An 18,320-nucleotide genomic window follows, 5' to 3' on the forward strand; every position below is an offset into this window, starting at 1 on the left:
GAAGCAAAGCTGTTGAATAGCTGTTTTGGAATCATCCTTTTATATTTAACTTTGAAAAGAAAATTCGTTTCTGAACTAATGTGTTTGCGTCGGTCTCTTTCTTCTGCCCAGAATCAGCGAAAGGCCGAACATCGCTATTGCCACGCAGATCCAGCTCAGCGACTGCGAGGCCAGCGGCAGATTTTCCAACAGCTGGGTCAGTCCGGGAATTCGTAAACCCAAAGTATCCAGCTCAGTCAGAACGCTGACGACGCCCGTGCTGAACACGGTCAGCGGATAGATCAGGCGGTTATCCCGATATAAAGGATCGCCCAACCCCAGCAGGATCAGAACCAGCGCCATCGGATAAATCATATTCAGCACTGGAACGGAGATCGACAGAATCGCCGATAAACCAAAATTAGAAACGCCCAGCGCGAACAGCGTCAGGAATAATAACCATTGAGAATAGTTGATTTTCGGCGTCAGCGAAGAAAAGAATTCGCTGCAGCTGGTTAACAAGCCGACGCAAGTCGTCATACAGGCTAACAGGAAGATCAAAGCCATGACCCAGCGGCCGCTTTCGCCAAACAGCGAAGTGACGGCCAGCGTCAGCGTCTGCGCGCCGTTAGCGCCGATCGGCATGCCGGAAAGCGAAGTGCCTAACAGTGTTAACATGATATAAATCACCGCCAGAATCAACCCCGCCAGACAGCCGGCTTTCATACTGGTGGACATGACTTCCTGATCGTCGTCAATCCCCAGCGCGCGGATGTTCAAAGAAACGACAATGCCGAAATTGAGGGCAGCCAGCGCGTCCATCGTCAGGTAGCCTTCTAAAAATCCCTTGATTAACGGCCCGGACGCATAATCAGGCTGCGGCAGGGCCGGCTGTCCTAACGGATGCATCAGCGCGGCGGCAAAGACGGTCACAATCAACACTAACAGCGTCGGCGTCAGGAGCTTTCCAAGCCGGTCGATCAGCTTGCTTGGATTGCGGGAAAGCAGCCAGGCGATCAGGAAAAATATGCTCGTAAACAACAGAAGGGAAAGCTGCGGGGAAGTGCTTTCCGGAAGCAAGGGCAGGATCGCCATCTCAAAGGGCAGCGTGGCTGTCCGCGGCGTTGCCAGCAGCGGTCCGATGGACAGGTAGATCAAAACTGCGAAGAACAGTCCAAATCCGGCATGAACCTTCTGAGCCAGAACATCCAGACCATTGAAGCGGGAAACAACGGCGATTCCCAGCACCGGGAAACCCACCGCGGTGATCAGAAAACCAATTAACGCCGGCAGACTCTGCGTCCCGGCATTTTGGCCCAGGAAGGGCGGAAAAATCAGATTGCCCGCCCCGAAAAACATCGAAAACAACGTCAGGCTCAGCAGGATCAGATTCTTTTTAGAACATTTTTTCATAAAACTCTCCTTTCTGTTCGATCCACAAAAAAACCGTCCAACAAAGGACGGCTTGACCGCGGTACCACCTTGATTCCGGAAAATTCCGGCTCTTTTCCCATCTGTCAATGGGCTGTGTCTTTAACGGGATCAGCGTCCGGCACTTCTTACTGTCAGTTCAGAAGGCTTCTTCAAGAGGACTTCGGCTGGAAATCTGCCTGCCGGCTTACACCTGGATCCGGCTCTCTGGTGAGGTTCAGAAATTTCCGTCTACTTATTCTTGTCATCGAATCTATACCCTGATTGTATTCGATTTCCGCAGGATGTCAATTATTTTGTGGAAGATCGACGAAATATAGGTCATGATTTACCATTAATCAATCAGAACTGAGGTTAGTCTCATGATTTTTTTGGCGGAGATAGTCTTAATCTTCTAACATTGCCATACAGAAGAAATAGAAGCGGGATAATTCCGATTTTTTCTTTCATCAATCAAAATAAAATTAACTTAAGAATGAAAGGAAAGGTTGAAATTCCATCAGAATTGCCCTCCTTTTACGACAGACGACAAAAATCTGTCTGCTTGAATCGAATTGAAAAGGCCAAAAGTCGATTCTATCCGGACGGGCATCCGCGGGCAACAAAACCCTGCACAATGAATATTGCGGAAAATAAGAAATAACTCCTTAAGAATATGATGGAAATATTGTTCGCAAAGAAAAAGAACGCCAAAGGTTCTTTTTTTGAAAAAATTTGAATTAGGTTGATTCTCATTTTGGTTGGCTGATCCCTGATTTACTGGGGTTCGGAAGTGGTCCGGGGTTTCAGCTGACATAGCTTTTCTGACAAGGCGGCTGGTTCTTGCAGCACGATCGCCGCGGCGGCTAAAGCCGGATGCAGACAATGCTCGATCGGTTTGTCTTGCGTCAGACCTAAGAGCAGTCCGCTTAAAAACGCGTCGCCGCAGCCCAGCGGATAATCGCCGTCCTTCTCCGCCGAATAGGGGCGGATGCCGTCCAGCGTGATTAACAGCGCGCCATCCTTATCCAAGGTGATAATAATCCAGCTGACGCCTTTTTTTAACAGCGCTTTCGCAGCCTGCGCCATCGGGACTGAGCCGGCGTAAGCTGTCATTTCATCGCGGTTGAGCACGATTCCTTCCCATTTGTCCAACGTGGTCTCCGGCGGAATCTGACCGCTGAAAATCCAATGCGTCTGCGGCGTTTTGGCTAAGAGCGTCGTTAAGAACAAAGGATCAGTCTGATCGGTGATTCCCCAGGTACATTCCGAGAGGACGCAGTAAGGAAGATCTTCCCCCTCGCCATGGAAGAGAAATTCTGGCTGGATGGATGAAAAGTACAGACCTTTTTCCGGATCGGAGGCCGAAATGAAAACCGGCGTGCTTTGGTTGACGACCGGGCCGTAAACGAAACACGTTTTTTTCTGCAGATCGTTCACGATTGCCAGTCCGGCATCATCACGCCCGAATTTACTGACAAAATGTGTTTCCAGCCCTAAACAGCCGCAATTATACGCGACATTGTGCATCGATCCGCCGAAGCTTCGCACGATCTGGGCTTTGTTGCAATGCTCCATTTCAAAAACCTGACGGCCGATCACGACAAGATCGATCATTGAGGTTCCGACCACAGCGACACCATTCATGATTCCCACATCCTTTTCCATCATGATAACAGAAACTCGGCGGAAAGAAAACTGTCAATCTGTGCGGAAATAACGTGGAATTCCGCGAAAATATTTCGAATTTAAAAGAAAAAAGGAAGCGGTCGGCTTCCTTTGTGGATTTCGAAAAAATCCTGTATTTTTCATGAGCCTGACTGATTGTTTGCGACTTCACATTTCTTTGTCAAATTTGACGCGATAGTAAATTGAAATGCCGACGACGCACAGATAGGCGGCGACCAAGGACAGGATGACAAAGAGATCCGTGTTCATCAGCGCGAACGATACCAGTAAAGCACCGAAAATAAAGATCATCGCGTCGTAAGCTTTGCCTTTCGCCCGATTGGCGATCTGCACGTTGCGTTCATCCCGTTGATCAATTTCGATTTGCTTCTGAATCTCAGGCGCGTTTTTCAAGGCATGCCGGCTGATTCCTGCACCGGCGCCATGACCGAAAACGCCGCAGCCAACGCCGATCAGAAGATAAGGCAGAGCCGGCAGGTTATCGGTGGAGAAATTAGATGTGCGAAGCAGAAGTAAACCAGCGGCGATCAAAAGTAATCCGGCTGCGGTAAGCAGAAGCGCGTTTCTTTTCTTCATTTTGATTCCTCCTCATAAATGAAAACTTCTTCAATGCTGACGTCAAAATAACGGGCAATTTTAAAAGCTAACAAAATCGACGGATTATACCTGCCGTTTTCCAGCGAGCCGATCGTCTGCCGGGAAACTTCCAGGGCGGCTGCTAATTCTTCCTGTTTGATGCCGCGCGCTTTACGCAGCGCCTCCAGTCTGTTCTTCATAAACCTCCTCCATTCGTGGAAAGCTTGCTTTCCATTATAGTATAGCACGTCTTGTTTCTATATCAAGTTTGCTTTCCATTTATCTCTGGAATTGAGAATGAACGGAACAAACGAGATTGAGATGAAGTGGACAGTTTTTGGGAAATGATTCATTCGATGACTTGCTTTTCTAATCTTTAGCGCTCAGTTTTTAACTAGGGAGAAGGATAGAAGGGAAAAGTTCTTATAAAATATTTCAGAGAAAGGATGTGATTTTACGCCGTATTCTTTATAATAAAAGAAAGAAGGATTCGTTTCCCATTCCCCAGGCAGGGAAATCAAGCTGGATTTTTGAAAAAGCAGCAGTTGGATCTGAGAATCGACATTAAAAACACAAAAGAAAGAAGGATAAAGCATGTTTAGAATTGGACAGTCAAGCGATATTCATCAGCTGGCGGAAGGCCGCCGTTTAGTTTTGGGCGGTGTTGAAATTGAACATACAAAGGGGTTAGTCGGTCATTCCGACGCTGACGCCTTGCTTCACGCAATCGCGGAAGCCGTGATCGGGGCATTGGGCGAGGGGGATCTGGGAAAACATTTCCCGGATACCGATCCGCAATACAAGGGGATCAGCTCCCTGCTTCTGCTGGAACAGGTAACGAAGCTTATGGAAAGCAAAGGCTATCGCATTGGCAATGTCGACGCGCTGATCATGATTGAACGCCCGAAAATGGCTCCGCATATTCCGCTGATGCGCCAAAACATCGCGCAGGCACTGCATTGTGCGGAGGATCAGGTCAACGTCAAGGCGACGCGCGGAGAGAAGCTTGGCTTTGTCGGCCGGGAAGAAGGCGTGCTGGCGCAGGCCGTCGTCCTGTTGGAGAAAGCGGAAGCATGAGTAAATTCTGTCGTTTCTGGCTGCAGCTGAGTCTGATTTACAACGCAATCATCGCGGTTGAGAGCTTGTTCAGTCAGGCCTGGATGATGCTGGGAATCGCGGCGATCAGTCTTTGGTGCCTGACGCTTTTGATGCAGGGGCGTTTGTTGGGGCTGCGTTTATATTGGACGATGTGTGCGACGATTTTCCTGATCAATGTTCTGAACCATGTCGATCTGTCGTTTAATCTGTTGAACCTGATCGATCCCAGCATCATGACCTTTCTGGTCATGCGCAGCCGCCAGGCTTTCCGATAGACAAAACTCCATTTCGTTTGCGGCAGGAGTTGGGAAAGCGCTGATGTTGTTGATCGTTCCCAGCCTCAGTGTAAACTGAATTCCCTCTTTTTCTGAATCCCGGTTGTCTGCGGAAAAGAGGGTTTTTTGTTTTCCTTAAACGAAATAATTAAAAAGATAAAAAAAGAAGAGTAGATTTCAACTTTTTCCGCAGCTAGAGCACCTAATTAAGCAGAACCCGGAAAAAGATCTTTTTCTAAAATCGGAGGTGATAATCGCGGCGGCAATCTGATTTTAGATCGGAAGGAGCGGACTCATGAACAAAGAAGAAAAAAAGAAATTATTGGAAAAAACGATCCTGGACCATCAAACGATGTTGTATCGGATCGCGTTTTCCATCGTGAAAGAGGAACAGGCGGCGCTGGATGTCGTTCAGGAAACGATCGTCAAGGCGTATTCGCAGATCGGCCAGCTCCGGCAGCCGGAATATATCCGGACGTGGTTAGTGCGGATCTGCATCAATGAGGCCAACGGCACATGCCGGAGACAGATCACACAGCGTCAGCGCCAGGCATCGCTGCAGGAGTATCAGGGCTATACCCAGGATGCATCGCCGGTGGAGTACAGCGATCTGTTTCAAGCGGTCATGGCTTTGGAGCCGAAGCTGCGGACGGTGATCATCCTGCGCTTCTTTGAAGAAATGAAATTCGACGAGATTGCGGCGGCGACGCAAACCAATGTCAATACGATCAAATCCCAGGTCTATAAGGGACTGGAATTACTGAAAGCACAATTGAAACAGGAGGTGTAGAAAATGCAGGAACCTTGGAAAAAGGCAAAAGAAGAATATCAGAACCAACCGCTGCCCCCGCAGCTGGAGATGCGTGTGAAACAGGCGATAGCTCAGGGGCAAAGTCCGGTGCGGAAAGCCCGTTGGGGGTTGAAGGGCTTGATCAGTTTTGCGGCCGCGGCAGCTTGTTTTACCCTGATGATGCACGTGTCGCCGGTATTTGCGCAGAATGTGGCGAATTTGCCGGTGATCGGCGAATTTCTGCGGATCGTGACGGGCGTGCAGATCGATAAGGAAGACGCAAACGAAGTGATTCACATCACGCTACCGAAAGTTGAAAACAGCGGCAACGCGGAATTTGAGAAACAGATTAATCAGCGGATTGAGGAGGAACTGGATCATTTGTCCGCTGAAGCGCGCGAACAAGCCGAAGAACTGAAGAAACAGGCGGAAGGCAGAACTGAACCCTACAATCCGGTGGACTTCTATGCGGATTATCACATTCATTACAATCAGGGAACGCTGCTGAGCTTCTCAATCGACACGACAACCACGATGGCCAGCGGATATGATCAGCGCTATTTCTTTAATCTGGACTTGGAAACCGGACAGGAGCTGACGCTGACGAAAGTGATAGGCCAGGATAAATTGGAAGCGGCAGATCAACAAATCCGCACTCAAATTGAACAGCGTCTGGCTGAAGATCCATCCTCGTTCTTCGATTTCAGTGAAGAAGGCGGTTATCCAGGCTTGAAGGCCGATCAGAAGTTTTATATCAATGAAAACCGTCAGGTCGTCGTTGTTTTCGATGAATATGAAATCGCACCGGGATCCAGCGGAACGCCGGAATTTGTCCTGAATCTGCCATTACTTAAGTAAGCGGCTGGCTATCAAGATAGAAGTCAGGCATTGCGATAATGGCAAAGATCAAAGCTGAAAAAAGGAATGTCAAACCCTGAAGAAAGGGGAAAGAAGAGAACTGGAATAAGAAGAGAGTAAGCAGACCGGATCAGAACGAACGGTCTGTTTTACTTTTGCGTTGAAAAGTTTTATCATAAAAACATTCAGAACCGGCGGTGAAAGCAGGGTATTGGAAATAAGTGGAAGCGAACATCGTGAGGAAAAGGAAGCGGGGAAGGTTATGGTTGAAAAAGGACGAGTTCGGGGACGGTTTGCGCCCAGTCCCAGCGGACGGATGCATCTGGGCAATGTGACGGCGGCATTGTTAAGCTGGCTGTCTGCGCGTTCTCAACAAGGATCCTGGGTGCTGCGGATTGAAGATCTGGATCCGCAGCGCAGCCGGCGCGCATATGCCGAACAGATCCTGGATGATTTGCGCTGGCTGGGATTGGATTGGGATGAAACGCCCCTCTGGCAGAGTGAGCGCACGGCAATCTACGAAGAAAAGCTCAGCGAGCTGCGGGAGAAGCAATTGATTTATCCCTGTTACTGCAGCCGGGCAGATCTGCACAGCGCCAGCGCTCCGCACGGAACAGATGGGGAACTGCTCTACAGCGGACGCTGCCGGCATTTAAGCGAACAGGAAAAATATGCGCTTGAAAAAAACCGCCGGCCGGCAATGCGGATCCGGGTGGACGATCGGGTCATTGCGTTGAAGGACGGACTTCAGGGACAGGGGGTGTCGCGGCTGGATCAGACCTGCGGTGATTTTATTGTGCGGCGTTCCGACGGCGTGTTCGCCTATCAGCTGGCAGTGGTCATTGACGATGGATTAACGGGAATTACCGAGGTTGTCCGGGGAATGGATCTGTTATCGTCCACGCCCCGCCAGATCTATCTTTATCATTGTCTTGGCTTGCCTGTCCCTGAGTTTTATCACATTCCATTGTTAATCAACGAACATGGGCAGCGGTTATCCAAACGGGATCAGGCGCTGGATCTGGGCGAGCTGCGTCAACGTTGGAGCGCGCCGGAGCTGATCGGAAAGCTGGCCTGGATGACGGGCCTGCGCGATGATTTTGAACCGATCACGGCGCGGGAGTTGATCGGCGAGTTTGCCTGGTCAAAGGTCAGGCGTGAGCCGATCGTCGTAACCGCGGACTTTTCAGAAATTGAATCTAAGGGATAGAAAAGCGGCGCTGCCGGTCTGTGTACCGAAACAGCGTCGCTTTTTTGCGTCAAAATTCTGATTTAGGTTCGTCGAAGACCTGATGAAGCAAGGTCAGCGAAGTTTGGGCGCAGCGCATGAAATCAGCGTTATCCGATTCCAGACTGAACGTCAGATCGTAGTTTGCCTGCTGGATCAGGTGGCGGATTTTCCGCAATGCGGGAAGATCTGAAGCGTCGGGATAACCACGGTACAGATGATCGCCGCATTGACTGTAATGCAGGTGCCGCAGCCAGGGAACAAACGGACGCAGGTCATCGACGGTCTGACCCATCGCCGCGCTGTGATAAAAATCCAGAACCAGACCGATGTTATCCCGGTTCGCTTCCTGAATCCACGCCAAAGCTTCGACCGGATCATGACCCAAGTCGCAGCACTGGTCATGCAGCGCTTCCAATAAGACCTGTTGATGGTAAGGCCGGGCGATATCTGCAGTGATCTGTAAAAATCGAATCAGCTGACGGGCGGCCTCATCGCGGGAAAACGTTGCGGGTAGTTTCCGGGCGGCCGGAGCCCCGATTCCCAGATTGACGATCCCCGCCTGTGCGCCCCGCTGAACAAGCCGACGCGCGTAATCGGCAGTGGCCTGATCGTCGCAGGAGGGACCGACGATTGCCGGCTGGCCTGCGCTGTAAGCGTTAAAACCGAGAACGGGCAAGCCGAGCTCATTCTTTTCCTGCAGGAATGCCTGCCATTGCGTCTCTGACTGAGCCGCCACCTCAAAACCCGGCAATTCGATATAATCGTAACCCATTTCGTAAACCTGACGGTAGTTCCCGATCGTCGTACAACAACCTAATTTCATAAAAGACCTCCTTTTCTGGTCCTTATTATAAAATTCCGATTTAGTTTCCCCCGGACGTTCAATCCAAATATTGTCAAACGCTTGCCCCGACATTGAAATTGCATTCCCTCTTGGGGTGTCATACGATAAAAAGGGTGATTGTAATGATTAAAACAGGAATAATCGCAGACGATATTACCGGCGCGCAGGATATCGGCGTGATGTTGGCAAAACAAGGCCTGATAACGCGGATTACGCAGAAGACCGCCGGCCGTTTTCCCGCGGATACAGAGGTTCTGATTCAAGATACCGATTCGCGGTTCGATTCGTCTGTAACGGCTTACCGCAAGGTCAGGCAGGCTGCGTCCCAAATGAAAGCGGAAGGCTGCGGACGTTTCTATAAGAAGACCTGCTCAGTTTTTCGCGGCAACATCGGCGCGGAGTTCGACGCGCTGTTCGATGAAACCGGCGAAGATTTTGGCATTGTCAGCGCCGCTTTTATCAAAAACGGACGGCAGACGATCCAGGGAATTCATTATGTCCACGGTCAGAAAATCGCGGACAGTCCCTTCCGCAGCGATCCGGTGAATCCCATCTATGAATCGGAACTGGCCCGGATCATTCAGGAACAATCCCGACGGAAAACGAAGATCGCGACGCTGGCGGAAATCCGCCGCGGTCCTGAAGCGCTGAAAGCTTTCGTCGAGCGGTCGAAACAAGAATGCAGCTATCTGATTTTTGACGGGGAAACGCAGGATGACTTAAAAATCATCGCCGCCGCGGTACATCAGGAGAAAATCTTCCTGGGCGGCAGCGGACTGGCTGAGGAACTGGCCGTTTATTGGGCGGAACATGCGCCTCAGCCGCGAACGTTCCCGACGTTAGGAACAAGAACGATGATTTTAGCCGGCAGTCTGACGCCGCAGACGCACAAGCAGATCCAGCTGTTTGAACAGACGCCGCAGAGCTGTTCAGTGGTGCTTGACCCGCTCGCACTGTTTGATAAGCAGACCGCCTTGCGTCAGGCAGAACAGGCGAAAGCTCGAATGAAGGCCGCATTGGACAAAGACTTGATCCCGCTCGTTTATTTTCAAAATGACGCCGCCGTGGTGCGGCAGACCAAAGACCGGGGCCGGCAATGTGGCTGGACGGAAACGCGGACTGCGCAGGAACTCTCATCAGCATTGGCCAGTCTGGTTCACGATGTGATTCAGGACAACTCCGTTTCCCGGGTTTTGTCCGCGGGCGGAGATACTTCCGCACGGTTTATCGAACACATGAAGATGGAGATGATGGACATTGTCGACGAGCTGGAACCCGGATTGTGCTCCACCTTTGCTTACAGCGATTGCGGCCCCTTGCTTTTCATCCTGAAATCGGGCAGCTTCGGTTCTGATTCTTTCTTTATCAGCGCGGCGGACTACCTGCGCCATCGTTAAGCAAGACCCTGTGGGAAGGGTTTTAAGACAATTGCGCTTTAATCCGCGAATAACGCCGTGAGCGAAAGATCGCCGGGGCCTTATCAGAAAAACAAGGGCGAAGCTGTTTCTTGTTTCGCTGACAGACCAATTCCGGGGTACAGCCTGACCCCAAATCCGGGATCAACCGCCCGGCAGCAAAATTCTCCCGCCGCTATAATGGAATCATCCAAGGCGGGGGTCGGAAAGGAGGGAAAGCCTTGATATTGGATAAACGGAGTACCCAGATCGTAATGTTGATTCGACAAAACCCGATGATCAAAAGCAGCGACATTGAAAAAATGCTGGGCCTTTCCCGCAAACAATTAAACTACTCGATGCGGAAGATCAACGCCTGGCTGCAATGGGAACATCTGCCGGTCATCCAGCGGACAAAGCAGGGCGGCTTCATTCTGAATGAACAAGCTTCGGTGAAGCTGTTTACGCAGAAGGCTGAACCGGAAAGCGGCTATGTCTATTCGCATGAGGAGCGCCTGCAGATCAGTATCCTGATTCTACTGGGAATGCAGGACGTGACGCTGAATCACTTCGTTTCGATTCTGGAAATCTCCAAGAACACCGCTTTGAGTACCTTGAAACAACTTCAGATCCTGATACGCCGGTTTAATCTGGAACTGCGCTATTCCCGGGAATTCGGATATCAGCTGACCGGCCGCGAATTTAACCGCCGCCAGCTGCTTAGCGAAGCGCTCAACAGCGTCATCAATCAGCTGGAAAGTCCGCGCCTCAACCGCATTCTCCAGATCCGTCCGGAACAGATTCAAACGCTGGACCGTCAGCTGAATCTGATTGAGAAGCAGCTGAAAATCCGGTTTACCGATCAAGTGATGAAGTTTCTGCCGTATTTTTTAACGATCGTCTTCCGCCGCATCCAGCAGGGACAGATCATTGAAGACTTTGAAGTCAGCGCGCATTCCTTCCGTCACACACGGGAATATGAGGTGGCGCGGGATCTGTTGTCCAATGTGAATACCTGCCCGGATGAGGAATACTTGTATCTGACCTTGTTGTTATTGACTTCAAACTTCCGGTTTATGTCCGACAACCACGATGCGAAGGATATGGATATTTATCTGTCCGTTTATGAAATGATCGAAGCTTTTGAAACAGTCAGCTGCATTCGCTTTAATCACAAGGAACAGTTGGTCGATTACATCTTTCAGCATTGGAAAGCAGCTTATTACCGGATCCTCTACGACTTTCACATTGAAAATGAAATGCTCGAAGCGATCAAAAACCGCTATACCTATCTGTTCGATCTGACCCGGCGGTCGATCTATCCGCTGGAAAAGACGCTCAACAAACCGATTCCCGAGGAAGAGATCGGGTTTATCACGATTCTTTACGGCGGCTGGCTGCGGCGGGAAAAGCAGATGGATCAGGCGGCGGCGAATCCCCGCGCGATCTTCGTCTGTGAAAATGGCGTGGCGATTTCCAGCTACATGTATCTGGAACTGAAGGACCTGCTTCCCCAGCTTGATTTCGGCGGCGTTTACTCCGTCCGGGAATTCCGCAATCAGAAGATCGAATGTGATCTGATCTTCTCCACTGTGCCGCTGGAAGTGCCGGTGAAGACGTTTGTGCTGCAGCCGATGATGAGCGAGCCGGAAAAGCAGAGCTTTGCCCATCAGGTCCAGATGTATCTGGCCGGATTCAATCTTCAGGTCAACGAGGTGGACGATTATATGGATGTGATCGAGCAGTACGCCAAGGTGGAAAACAAGGAAGAATTACGCAAAGGCCTGAGCCGGCTGCTGTATCGGCAAAATGAAAAACTGCCGGCTGCGAAAAATCCGGCGCAGCCGGATCTGGCTGATCTGTTGGTTCCGGGACATGTGATGCTGGCGGAGGTGACTGACTGGAAAGAGGCGGTGAGTCTGGGCGCCAGACCGCTGCTGGAAAAAGGCCTGATTCAGGAACGCTATCTTCAGACGATGATCCGTCAGATCCTGATTCAGCGACCCTACATCATGGTTGCGGACGGAGTAATCATCGCCCATGCTGCGATTGACGCCGGCGTCAACGAAACGTGCATGAGTCTGGTCCGGCTGCCGCATAAGATCGCTATTCACGACTATCTGCAAGCCGATATCATCCTGATTCTGGCAACGGTTGATTTCCAGAATCATCTGAAAGCTTTATCGCAGTTTAACGAACGGGTATCGGAGCCGGAAGGCCTGGCTCGGATCCGCAGGGCGGCTGACGCGGACGCCTTGCGGGCAGTCTTGATTGGGAAGGAGGGATAAGATGCAGAAAGAACCGATGATTTACCGCGATCTGATTTACCTGGATCCGACGTATACGAGTCAGCACGACCTGTTTGAATCTCTCTTTCAACAACTTTACGAAAAGGGTTTTGTACAGGCCAGCTTTTTACAGGCAATCGAGGAACGGGAGGGAAAATATCCGACGGCTTTGCCGACGGAACCCTTTCCGATCGCGATTCCGCATACCGACCCGGAACACATTATAAAACCGTTCGTGGCCGTGATCCGGCTGCGGGACAAGCTTTTGTGGAAACAGATGGTATCCGAGGAAGTCATTGCGGTGAAAGCCGTGTTCCTGCTGGGATTCCATCATCACAGCGAATATCACATCCGCCTGCTGCAGAAGCTGATGGATCTGTTTTCCGGCACGGATTTTCCAGACCAGCTGTTAAAGGCGGAAAATGTCGAGGAATGTTACCGGCTGGCCTGTGCGGAGATCGGCAATCTGGAATGATTCGCTCATTTCCGCTGATTCAGAAAACAACGCATTGTGTGAAAAAGGAGAATTTATGAAAAAATTGATCGTTGCCTGCGGCAGCGGCGTCGCGACATCCCAAACTGTCGCCAGTAAGCTGAGCCGGCTGTTGAAGGAAAGAGGCTGTTCCTGCACGGTGGAAGCCGTGGATATGAAATCACTGGACCGTTATCTGGCCGGCCCGGATGTGGCGGGCTATGTGTACATCACCCGTCCGCTGAAGGATTATAAAGTGCCGGTTTATAACGGCATCGCGTTTTTGACGGGGATGAAACAAGAAGAAGAACTGCAGAAGATCATCACGGATCTGAAGCGGTAGTCCAACCAGGAGGGAGTGGAAAATAATGCAAATGTTTCAGGATTTAATCAACTGGATTTTAGGCTTCGGCGCTTCTGTTTTTGTGCCGATCATCATGATCATCGCGGGGCTGATCGTCAAGATGAAACCGAAGGACGCTATCTCCGCCGGCTTGCTTTTGGGCATTGCTTTTACCGGCATGAGCGAGGTTATCAATTTTATGCGCGGAGCGATCACGCCGGTCGCGGAAGCGATGATCAAAGCCACCGGCGTTCAGCTTTCCATCATGGACGGCGGCTGGACAACAATGTCCGTTATCTCATGGGCCTGGCCGTATGCCTTTGCGATGTTCCCGCTGCAGATCGGAATTAATATCCTGCTTCTGGCACTGGGGAAAACAAAGACGTTCAACGCCGACCTGTGGAATGTCTGGGGTAAAATCTTTACCGCGGTCATCGTGATGGGGACAACCAATTCCGTCGTACTGGCATTTGTCGTCGCTTCGATTCAGATCGTTCTGGAATTGTGGTCGAGCGACGCGCATCAGAAACGTCTGCAGAAAATGTCAGGAATTCCAGGCGTTACCTGTTCTCACAGAACACTGTTCTTCAGCTGCATTCTGTGGCCGTTTGATATGATTCTGCGGAAGATTCCGTTCTTGAATAAAGAATTCGGCGTCGCTCAGCTGCGCGACAAGATCGGTATTTTTGCGGAAAATCATGTGCTGGGTTTCATCCTGGGCTGCGTGTTCGGCATTATCGGCCGGTATGACATCGTCAATATCCTCAAGCTGGGATTGGTTGCGGGCACGGCGATGACACTGTTCCCGATGGTCACGAAGCTGTTCATGCAGGCGCTGGCGCCGATCAGCGAGGCGGTGCAGGCGTATATGCAGAAGCGCTTTAAGGACCGCGAGCTGTATGTCGGTTTGGACTGGCCGTACTTAGGTGGTGCGAATGAAATCTGGATCGCCGTCATCGCGATTGTGCCGATGCTGGTTATCTATTCGTTTATTTTGCCAGGCAACAATCTGCTTCCGTTTGCCGGCGTTATCAATCTGTCGCTGGCCGTTCCGGCCTGGATCGTCACCAAGGGCAACGTGCCGCGGATGCTGATTCTGTGCGCGATCGGCGCTCCGGTCTTCCTGTATGTCGGAACCGCGATCGCTCCGTATATGTCGCAGCTGGCGATGCAGACAGGCGCCGTTGAACTGGCGGCTGGAGAACTGATTTCCAATTCCTCAATTAACGCTCCGGTTTTCACCTACGCGACACAGCTGTTCGCTTTCCTGCAGGGCAACTTCCTGCCGTTGATCGTCGCAGTCGTATGGGGAACCTGCTGGGTTCTGTATACACGCTGGCTGAAAAAGGAAGACGCGTTAATGGAACAGGAAGAACAAGCGCAGGCTTCATCCGAGATTCAGTAGAGAATCAAAATCAGATTCAACCTGCGGTATTCAGCAAATGAAACAAGGAAACAAAGTCAGCTTGCCTTTGTTTCCTTTTCAAAGGAGGACTCAAACATGAGCGAAGCATTGAAACAAGCAAAACAGGAAGTGCTCAAGGGCTGCCGTCTGACCTGCGAGAAGAACTTCACCGTCGGCACTGCCGGCAACATCAGCGCCCGCGTTTTGGGGGAAGACCGATTCGTTATCACCCCGACTTCAATGGATTATAATCGGTTAACGGAAGAGGACTTAGTCGTCATAGATATGGACGGCCATGTAGTGGAAGGTAAATGGAAACCGTCGATCGAACACAACTTGCACCGCTATATCTTCAAGAACCGGCCGGACGTCAACGCCGTTGTTCATGTACATTCGACGTATGCCACCGCTTACGCCTCCATCGAAGGAATTGAGGAAATGCTGGCGCTGGATATTGAAGCGGCTAACTACTTGGGCGGTGATTTGAAAATCGCAGCTTTTGCGCCGCCGGGCAGCGATGAACTGGCGGAGGCGGTCCGTGATCAGCTCGGTGAACTGGCCGGGGTTCTGATGCGCAATCATGGCTCCTGCTGCGTCGGCGGTGATATGCAGATGGCGATGACTGTCGCTGAGATTGTGGAAAAAACCTGTTATTCATTATTTTTGATCCGGGCGATCGGCACGCCTTATCGTTTTCCGGAAGAATACAAAGCGGGTTCGTTTGAGCGGTACTGCAAATTCCATCGGGAGAAGAAAGCATGAAGATCGCGGTGATCCACACCGGACCTGTAACGCTGAATCCGATCAAAGCCTTGTTTAAGCAATGGCTGCCGGAGGTGGAGATGGTCAACATCGTTGACGACAGTTTGCTCAACGATGTCATGAAGGCAGGCCATCTCACGGAGGCGGTTACCTCCCGGATTGTCCGTTACGCGCTGATGGCGCAGGAGATGGGCTGCGGCGCCATCCTGAACCAGTGTTCCTCAGTTTCTGAAGCGGTCGACGTCGCGCGGTCATGCCTGCGGATTCCCTATTTCAAAATCGACGAACCGATGGCGAAGCAAGCGGTCGAAACCGGACCGCGGATCGGTTTGGTCGCGACGGTGGAAACGACGCTGCCGCCCAGCCGGCGGCTGATCGAGGCCGAGGCACTAAAGCAGAACCGGACTGTGACGGTTCAAGAGTATCTGGTTCCCGGCGCGCTGGCGTATCTGATGGAAACCCAGGATCAGGAAGGACACAACCGGATGGTTTTTGATACAATTCAAAAAGCAGCCGGAGAAAATGACGTCGTGGTGATGGCGCAGGGAAGCATGGCGATTTTACTGCCGTTGTGCAAGACCTTGGCCGTCCCGGTGCTGGCTTCGCTGGAAGCCGGCGTGCGTCAGTTGATCCCGATTGCGGAAAGGCAGGAATAAGAATGAAAATTGGATTTATCGGGTTGGGCGTCATGGGACGTCCAATGGCCAAAAATTTAATCCGGGCGGGACATGAACTAACCGTCGCGGATCATCATCCGGAGCATATCGCGGAGCTTGTTGAGCTGGGGGCCAAACCGGCAGCGTGCGGGAAAGAAGCGGCGGAGGGTGCTGAAGTTGTGATCACAATGCTGCCGAATTCGCCGCAGGTGGAAGCCGCGGTGTGCGATGAAGACGGAATTCTGGCTGGTTCCCATCCAGGCCAGATTCTCATTGATATGAGTTCGATCGCCCCGCTGGCCAGCCACTCTCTGGCAGAGAGATGCCGGCAGGCAGGTGTGACGATGTTGGACGCCCCGGTTTCCGGAGGCGAGCCGAAAGCGATTGACGGCACGTTATCCATCATGGCGGGCGGTGATGCGGAAACTTTTGAAGAAGTAAAAAGCCTGTTGCTGGAAATGGGTTCCTCAGCCGTTCATTGCGGACCATGCGGTGCGGGCAATACCGTGAAACTGGCGAATCAGATTATCGTCGCGGTGAACATAGCGGCGGTCGCGGAAGCTTTCACTCTGGCTGTACGGACGGAAGTGAAGCCGGAAGTCTTGTTTGAAGCGATCCGTGGCGGATTGGCCGGCTCTACTGTGATGGAAGCTAAGGCGCCGATGATGATCACGGGTCATCGTCAGCCAGGCTTCCGGATTGATCTGCATATCAAGGATCTGAATAACGCGCTGGAAACAGGACATGCGGCCGGTGCGCCGCTGCCCCTGACGGCGCAGGTCATGGAAATGCTGGAGCTGCTTTCCAATCAGGGCTTCGGCGCGGAGGATCACAGCGCGCTGGCCCGTTATTATGAGCTGCTGAGCGGCGTTGCGCTGCATTCATGAATTCATCGGCGGAGCGGAAAGCGGAAGCGCTTGCGATTCTAAGGGAAGCCCTGGCGCAGGTTCAGCCGCAAAAACGTGTAAGCGAGGCGCTGGCGGATTGGCCGCAGGATGTGCCTTGTTCGCTCTTGGCGATAGGCAAAGCTGCCTGGACAATGGCGGAGGCGGTGCGGGAAACCTTGGGCGATGGTCTGCGGGAAGGTCTGGTGATCACGAAGCATGGACACAGCCGGGGACCGCTTCCGCCGCTGACGATTATCGAAGCTTCGCATCCTGTTCTGGATGAAACCAGCCTGACAGCAGGCCATGCGATCCTGGAATTTGCGCGGCGGCTGAAGCCGGACAGCCGGGTGCTGATTCTGTTGTCCGGCGGCGGTTCCGCGCTGGCCGAAGTCCTGCCTGAGGGTGTTACCTTAAAGCAAGTTCAGCACTTGAATGAACAGCTTTTGCGCAGCGGCGCACCGATTGAGGAACTCAACCGGATCCGCCGCCGGATATCCCGGCTCAAAGGCGGAAAACTGGCAGCCCTGCTGAGACCGCATCCGATTGAAGTATTGATACTATCGGATATTGTCAACGGCGATCCGCGGGATGTCGCGTCGGGACCCGTTTTTGCGGATCCCTTCGCCGGGCAGTCGCTGATGCCGCTGATCCGGAAATATCAGCTAAAGCTGGATCCCGCATTGCTTCCCTACCTTTCGAGTACGGAAGCGTCAGATTGCGGGCCGGTACGCTGGCAGCTTGTAGGCAGTGGAGAAGAACTGTGCGAAGCCGCCCGAGCGGCAAGTGAGCATCACGGTTATCCGGCGCACATTGTTTCCGCCGCTGTGACCGATTCTGTTTCATCGTTGGCTAAGCGCTTGATCAAAGCCTGTGAGGAAACACAAAAAGGATTGGCCTCCAACGAAAAGCAGGCGCTGATCTTTGGCGGCGAACCCACAGTGGAAGTGAGCGGATCCGGCATGGGCGGGAGAAACCAACATCTGGCCTTGCTTTGCGCGCAAAAACTTCAGGGACAACCTGGGATTACGATTTTGGCAGCCGGTTCGGACGGAACGGACGGACCGACAGACGCAGCCGGGGGACTGGCGGACGAAACAACATGGAACCGGCTTGAAGGCAGCGGGGAAGCCGCGATCACGAATTTTGACGCCTATCCGGCTTTAGCGAAGGCTGGAAGTCTGATCGTCACAGGCCCGACAGGAACCAATGTCAACGATCTGATCATCGCCTTGATTGAACGGGAGTAAAGGATAACCCGTTGTCTGGGCATTAAAAGTTCCGGAATCGAAAACTAAAGTATAAAAAAGGATCATGAATCGGAAATTTATAAAAATCCGAAAGCATGATCCTTTCTGTATGAATA

The 18,320-nt window shown here is 51.8% G+C and carries 19 protein-coding genes and 1 other annotated feature; of the genes, 14 read left to right on the plus strand and 5 right to left on the minus strand.

Features of this window, described 5'->3' with window-relative positions:
• Positions 1-75: 75 nt before the first annotated feature.
• The 4 genes from brnQ to DWY25_RS09340 form a co-directional block, all read right to left on the minus strand.
• Positions 76-1,392 carry a branched-chain amino acid transport system II carrier protein gene (gene brnQ / locus DWY25_RS09325; protein ID WP_117895008.1) on the minus strand — a complete coding sequence of 439 codons (1,317 nt, stop codon included), beginning with the start codon at positions 1,390-1,392 and terminating at the stop codon, positions 76-78.
• Positions 1,393-1,432: 40 nt separating this feature from the next.
• Positions 1,433-1,667 (minus strand) — a binding site (T-box leader).
• 499 nt (positions 1,668-2,166) lie between these two features.
• Positions 2,167-3,036: a carbohydrate kinase family protein gene (locus tag DWY25_RS09330; RefSeq protein WP_181981770.1), complete on the minus strand. Its 870-nt coding sequence runs from the start codon at positions 3,034-3,036 to the stop codon at positions 2,167-2,169.
• A 189-nt stretch (positions 3,037-3,225) separates the two neighbouring features.
• Positions 3,226-3,654, minus strand: coding sequence for a hypothetical protein (locus DWY25_RS09335; RefSeq protein ID WP_117895010.1), 429 nt, complete (start codon positions 3,652-3,654; stop codon positions 3,226-3,228).
• Positions 3,651-3,854, minus strand: a complete 204-nt coding sequence (locus DWY25_RS09340; protein ID WP_039864070.1) for a helix-turn-helix transcriptional regulator — start codon at positions 3,852-3,854, stop codon at positions 3,651-3,653. The genes DWY25_RS09335 and DWY25_RS09340 overlap by 4 nt, the downstream gene beginning before the upstream one ends.
• A gap of 394 nt (positions 3,855-4,248) precedes the next feature.
• Here DWY25_RS09340 and ispF point away from each other — a divergent pair, with 394 nt between their 5' ends.
• The 5 genes from ispF (at position 4,249) to gluQRS (ending at position 7,885) form a co-directional block, all read left to right on the plus strand.
• A complete protein-coding gene (gene ispF / locus DWY25_RS09345) occupies positions 4,249-4,731 on the plus strand; it encodes a 2-C-methyl-D-erythritol 2,4-cyclodiphosphate synthase (protein WP_117895011.1) in 483 nt (160 codons plus the stop codon).
• Entirely contained in the window at positions 4,728-5,027 is a 300-nt protein-coding gene (locus DWY25_RS09350; RefSeq protein WP_006058448.1) for a hypothetical protein, read from the plus strand. Before ispF ends, DWY25_RS09350 begins: the two co-directional genes overlap by 4 nt.
• Positions 5,028-5,322: 295 nt before the next feature.
• A complete protein-coding gene (locus tag DWY25_RS09355; protein WP_117895012.1) occupies positions 5,323-5,817 on the plus strand; it encodes a sigma-70 family RNA polymerase sigma factor in 495 nt (164 codons plus the stop codon).
• 3 nt (positions 5,818-5,820) lie between these two features.
• Positions 5,821-6,675: an anti-sigma-V factor rsiV gene (locus tag DWY25_RS09360; RefSeq protein ID WP_117895013.1), complete on the plus strand. Its 855-nt coding sequence runs from the start codon at positions 5,821-5,823 to the stop codon at positions 6,673-6,675.
• A 262-nt stretch (positions 6,676-6,937) separates the two neighbouring features.
• The gene (gluQRS, locus tag DWY25_RS09365) at positions 6,938-7,885 is read left to right on the plus strand and encodes a tRNA glutamyl-Q(34) synthetase GluQRS (protein ID WP_117895014.1); all 948 of its coding nucleotides are present in this window, start codon (positions 6,938-6,940) and stop codon (positions 7,883-7,885) included.
• A gap of 49 nt (positions 7,886-7,934) precedes the next feature.
• On the opposite strand, the gene DWY25_RS09370 is transcribed toward gluQRS, so the two are convergent.
• Complete coding sequence (locus DWY25_RS09370; protein WP_181981771.1) at positions 7,935-8,729, minus strand: sugar phosphate isomerase/epimerase family protein; 795 nt, start codon at positions 8,727-8,729, stop codon at positions 7,935-7,937.
• 143 nt (positions 8,730-8,872) lie between these two features.
• Here DWY25_RS09370 and DWY25_RS09375 point away from each other — a divergent pair, with 143 nt between their 5' ends.
• The 9 genes from DWY25_RS09375 (at position 8,873) to DWY25_RS09415 (ending at position 18,204) form a co-directional block, all read left to right on the plus strand.
• Positions 8,873-10,147, plus strand: coding sequence for a four-carbon acid sugar kinase family protein (locus DWY25_RS09375; protein ID WP_117895016.1), 1,275 nt, complete (start codon positions 8,873-8,875; stop codon positions 10,145-10,147).
• A 239-nt stretch (positions 10,148-10,386) separates the two neighbouring features.
• Positions 10,387-12,432 carry a BglG family transcription antiterminator gene (locus tag DWY25_RS09380; protein ID WP_117895017.1) on the plus strand — a complete coding sequence of 682 codons (2,046 nt, stop codon included), beginning with the start codon at positions 10,387-10,389 and terminating at the stop codon, positions 12,430-12,432.
• A gap of 1 nt (position 12,433) precedes the next feature.
• On the plus strand, positions 12,434-12,907 hold the full coding sequence (locus DWY25_RS09385; protein WP_006058440.1) for a PTS sugar transporter subunit IIA: 474 nt from the start codon (positions 12,434-12,436) through the stop codon (positions 12,905-12,907).
• Between the two features lie 55 nt (positions 12,908-12,962).
• Positions 12,963-13,247 carry a PTS sugar transporter subunit IIB gene (locus DWY25_RS09390; protein ID WP_006058439.1) on the plus strand — a complete coding sequence of 95 codons (285 nt, stop codon included), beginning with the start codon at positions 12,963-12,965 and terminating at the stop codon, positions 13,245-13,247.
• A 25-nt stretch (positions 13,248-13,272) separates the two neighbouring features.
• On the plus strand, positions 13,273-14,652 hold the full coding sequence (locus DWY25_RS09395; RefSeq protein WP_006058438.1) for a PTS galactitol transporter subunit IIC: 1,380 nt from the start codon (positions 13,273-13,275) through the stop codon (positions 14,650-14,652).
• A 96-nt stretch (positions 14,653-14,748) separates the two neighbouring features.
• Positions 14,749-15,414, plus strand: coding sequence for a class II aldolase/adducin family protein (locus tag DWY25_RS09400; RefSeq protein ID WP_006058437.1), 666 nt, complete (start codon positions 14,749-14,751; stop codon positions 15,412-15,414).
• Complete coding sequence (locus tag DWY25_RS09405; RefSeq protein ID WP_117895018.1) at positions 15,411-16,070, plus strand: aspartate/glutamate racemase family protein; 660 nt, start codon at positions 15,411-15,413, stop codon at positions 16,068-16,070. The genes DWY25_RS09400 and DWY25_RS09405 overlap by 4 nt, the downstream gene beginning before the upstream one ends.
• Positions 16,071-16,072: 2 nt before the next feature.
• Positions 16,073-16,957 (plus strand): 2-hydroxy-3-oxopropionate reductase, encoded by an 885-nt coding sequence (garR, locus tag DWY25_RS09410; RefSeq protein ID WP_117895019.1) that lies wholly within the window; start codon positions 16,073-16,075, stop codon positions 16,955-16,957.
• Positions 16,954-18,204 carry a glycerate kinase type-2 family protein gene (locus DWY25_RS09415; RefSeq protein WP_117895020.1) on the plus strand — a complete coding sequence of 417 codons (1,251 nt, stop codon included), beginning with the start codon at positions 16,954-16,956 and terminating at the stop codon, positions 18,202-18,204. The genes garR and DWY25_RS09415 overlap by 4 nt, the downstream gene beginning before the upstream one ends.
• Positions 18,205-18,320 lie beyond the last annotated feature (116 nt).

This window comes from Holdemania filiformis (assembly GCF_003459085.1).
GTDB classification, from domain to species: Bacteria; Bacillota_I; Bacilli_A; order Erysipelotrichales; family Erysipelotrichaceae; genus Holdemania; species Holdemania filiformis.